Origin of the sequence: Corallococcus terminator (assembly GCF_003611635.1) — a bacterium.
In the GTDB taxonomy this organism is placed as follows: Bacteria; Myxococcota; Myxococcia; order Myxococcales; family Myxococcaceae; genus Corallococcus; species Corallococcus terminator.
The window spans coordinates 1-3,723 of sequence record NZ_RAVZ01000540.1; the positions used below are offsets into that span (position 1 = coordinate 1).

The 3,723-nt window shown below is 67.3% G+C and carries 3 protein-coding genes; all 3 read right to left on the minus strand.

What is annotated here, in order from left to right; genetic code table 11:
• Window positions 1–853 (minus strand): MFS transporter (locus D7V88_RS39680; protein WP_120545707.1); only part of this gene is annotated, 853 nt, incomplete at its 3' end.
• 105 nt (window positions 854–958) lie between these two features.
• Entirely contained in the window at window positions 959–2,962 is a 2,004-nt protein-coding gene (gene gltC, locus D7V88_RS39685) for an adventurous gliding motility protein GltC (RefSeq protein ID WP_208726737.1), read from the minus strand.
• Window positions 2,963–2,967: 5 nt separating this feature from the next.
• A partial coding sequence (locus D7V88_RS39690; RefSeq protein ID WP_120545708.1) for an outer membrane beta-barrel domain-containing protein occupies window positions 2,968–3,723 on the minus strand: 756 nt, incomplete at its 5' end.

Sequence of the window (3,723 nt, forward strand, 5' to 3'; positions counted from 1 at the left end):
GCCCTCCCTGCACCAGCGCGGACAGCACCCCCACCACCGCGAAGAGCGCCCCGGAGCGCAGGCTCGCCTCCTTCAGGACGGCCGCGTCCGGATGCACCGCATGCACCAGCCACCCGCCCTCCAGAGGCACCGCCCCGGAGGACAGGAAGCGCGTGAGGAGGAACACGGAGAAGGTGCCCTCCATCTGCGCGAAGGCCACGGTGAAGAGCAGCACCAGCACCACGCACCGGCCCACGACGGGCAGCGTCAAAACGGACGTGGCGCCCTTCATGGAGCGCACCGTGGCGGACGGGCTGCCCGGCACCCGCGTCTCCGGCAGGAAGAACCAGGTGTTGATGAGGTTCAGGGCAGACAGCCCCGCGGCGAACAGGCCGATGGCGAGGTTGCCGCCCCACGCCCCCAGGACGCCGCCCAGCGCCGGCCCCAGCACGAAGCCCAGGCCGAACGCCGCGCCGATGATGCCCATGCCCCGCGCACGCTCGCTGGGCTTGGTGATGTCCGCCACCACCGCCTGCGCCGTGGACACGTTGCCCCCGGACACCCCGTCGATGACGCGGGAGAGGAACAACAGCGGCAGCGTGTGCGCGAAGGCGAACAGCACGTAGCCCGCGAGCGAACCCACCTGGCTCAAGAGCAGCACCGGCCGCCGGCCGAACCGGTCCGACAGCCGCCCCATGATGGGCGCCGCCACCAACTGCATCAGCGAATACACCGCGACGAGCAGCCCCACCGTGAAGGGCGAGGCCCCAAAGCGCACCCCATACACACCCAACTGCGGAATCAGGATGCCGAACCCGATGAGGTCCAGGACGGCGATGCCGAACACCACCCGCAGCGACGCCTCCCGTGCCAACTCGAACTCCCCTCGTCCACGTGCCTTCGAAAAGAGAAAACCGCCGGAGCGCTCAGACCAAGCGCTCCGGCGGGCCGGGAGACTCCCACCTGTCCTGCCGTGCGTCTACATCGCGCCGGCGGACTGGATGTTGCGGTTGGCCGTGTCGCGCTCGATGCAGCCCTTGGTCATCGTGTACTGGTACGTGCCCAGCTCGTCACGCCAGTACTCGCCCTCGTAGGGCCAGTAGAGCTGATCGTCGGCGACGGCCACGGAGTACTTGTACTTCTTGACGATGGCCGTGCGGCCGCCCGCCTTGAGCTGCTCCTCCAGGAACTCCTTCTCCTTGGTGGTCGTCTCGAACTTGATGCGCAGGCCGTTGGCCAGCAGCAGCTTGAGCGCGCCCAGCTCCGTCTCCAGCTTGCCCTTGGCCATGGTGCCGGCCTTGGAGATGAGGCTGGTGCGCTGGACCTTGAGGCCTTCCAGGAGCTGCTTGGTCAGCTCCGAGTACTTGAACGTGTCGCCCTTGTTGGAGAACAGGTCCATCTCACCCTCGAGCTCCAGGATGGAGTCGTTGGTCTTCTTCAGGTCCTGATCCGTGAGCGCGAGCCGCAGGATGCGCTCCAGCAGCACGTCCGTGCCGTTCTTCTCCAGGCCGTCCTTGTTCTTCTTCTGCACGTCGGCGAGCACCGTGTAGTACTCGCTCGCGTCCATGTTCTTCTTCACGAGCGAGTCCAGCTCGTCGTGCACCGGCAGGTACGTGTGCTCGAAGTCCTGGAGGATGAGGTTGGACTCCCGGTAGCGGCAGTTCTCGTAATAGATGACGGCCTTCAGGATGAGCGCTTCCGGGAAGTACTCCTCGCGGAAGAAGGGCGACGACAGGGTGATGAGGTTGCCCAGCGCCTGCTCGTACTGACCGATGCGGTAGTTGGCCCACGAGGACTCGAAGAGCGCCTCCAGCCACTGCACGTTCCCGCGCTCCACCTTGTTCAGATAGAAGATGGAGAAGCGGTTCTGCTGCATGCCGTAGTGCGTGCGCGCCAACTGCATGAACGCCAGCTCGCGCAGCGACTTGTCCAGCTTCGCCTGCTCGCCGGTGCGGCCGACCATGGGACGGGTGAGGCGAACGACTTCCTTCATCGCCTCCACCGACGCCATCACGTCCGTGTTGCCGCGCTTGGCCGCCGCGTCCTTGTGGTGCGTGCCGTTGCGGAAGAAGGCCAGGCCCTCCAGGTACTTCGCGCGCGGGTAGAACGTGTCCGTGCGCGGGATGGTCAGGGCCAGGCGCTTCACTTCCTCGAAGCTCTTGTCCGCGTTCTCCGTCTGGCCGACCTGATCCAACGCGCGACCGCGCACGAAGTGGTAGCGGGCCAGCAGGTAGCGGAACTCGTTGCGGAACTTCTCCGGGAACTCGTAGTTCGCGTAACGGGCGATCTCATCCAGGATGACCGTCTCGTTCTGCGTCTTGCGGCTGATGAAGAACAGCCACTCCAGGCTCGTCTTGAAGAACTTCGTGGACGGGCCCGCCGCGAGGATCTTCGAGAACTCGCCCAGCGACGAGTGGTACAGCCCCATGCGGTAGAGCGACTTGGCCAGCACGTAGCGCGCTTCGGTGTGCAGGCCCTGGAGCTTCGCGTCGCCCAGCAGCTCGTGCGACGCCATCGCCGACTTCTCGTACTCGTCGTTCTTGAACAGCGAGATGGCCGCGTCCAGGCGCTGGCGGTCCGCCGTCTTGCCGGACACGTCCACCGCGTCGAACGTCATCGTGGGCGCGGGCGGCTTGTCGTTGTCGCCCGTGAGGTCCAGACCCAGGCCGCCGCCGCTCTGGGCAGGCTGCGCGGGCTTGACGGGCGCCGGGGTGGGCGTGGGCGTCGCGGTCACCGGAGGGGTGGCCGGATTGCCCGGGGCCGGGGTGGCTTCGGGCGCCGTGTCCGCGGTGTCTTCCGCGGGCGCGGCCTTGCCCTTGCCGCGCTTGGAGGAGGTCGTCTTCTTCTTGGCGGACGAACCCTTCTTCTTCTTCTTGGACTGGCCCGCCAGATCCAGTCCTTCGAAGGACTGGGCCAGCGTGGGGGCCGTGTACGCGAGCGTGAGCCCGAGGACGGCGAGACGGAGGAACCGGTGGGTGCGCATCATGCTTAGGAACCGGAGGGGAAGAAGAAGGACAGGCCCAGCTCGAAGAGGATCTGGTTGCGGAGGTACGTGGGCGTGGGCTCCCGGCCCTTCTCCACATAGATGAGGTCGCGCAGCTCCGTGCGCAGCGTCATCCAGCGGTTGAAGAAGAAGCGCAGGCCGACGCCCAGGTTGGCGCCGCCCGTGAGGTAGGACTTGCCACCCGCGATGGCCTGCCCGTCCACGAGCGTCGTCTCCGGGCCGCGGTACTGCACCACCGAGGCGCCGAGGATGCCGTACATGTCGAAGTGGACGAACTTCTCCGCCAGGAGCGACAGCTTGCCGTAGATGGGCGCCCACTGGACGTCCGCGCCACCCAGCAGCGTGAGCTGCCCGGGGGCCTGACCGTCCAGCTCACCTGTCGTCGGCGCGCGGCAGCCGCGCGTGTCGCCGCCCGCCCCGCCATCCGTGAAGGTGCAGATCTGCGCGGAGCCGGCCACGGAGTTCACCGCGTAGCCAGCGCGCAGGCTCACGCCCAGCGTCTCCGACGGGTAGTACGTGAGCGAGCCGCCGAAGATGTACTTCTTGTAGAACGCGTCGCGGATGGTGATGGACGCGGAGGGGCTCACTTCAAAGCGGCCCTTCTTGAGGAACATGTGGCCGGACACCGGCCGGATGCGCTCGCGAAGGGGGCCCAGGGCGTCCTTGTCCACCTCGGACACGTCACCGGCCTCCTCCTCCTGGGAGCCAGCCGGCGCCGGGGGGGCGGCAGCGGGCTTGGG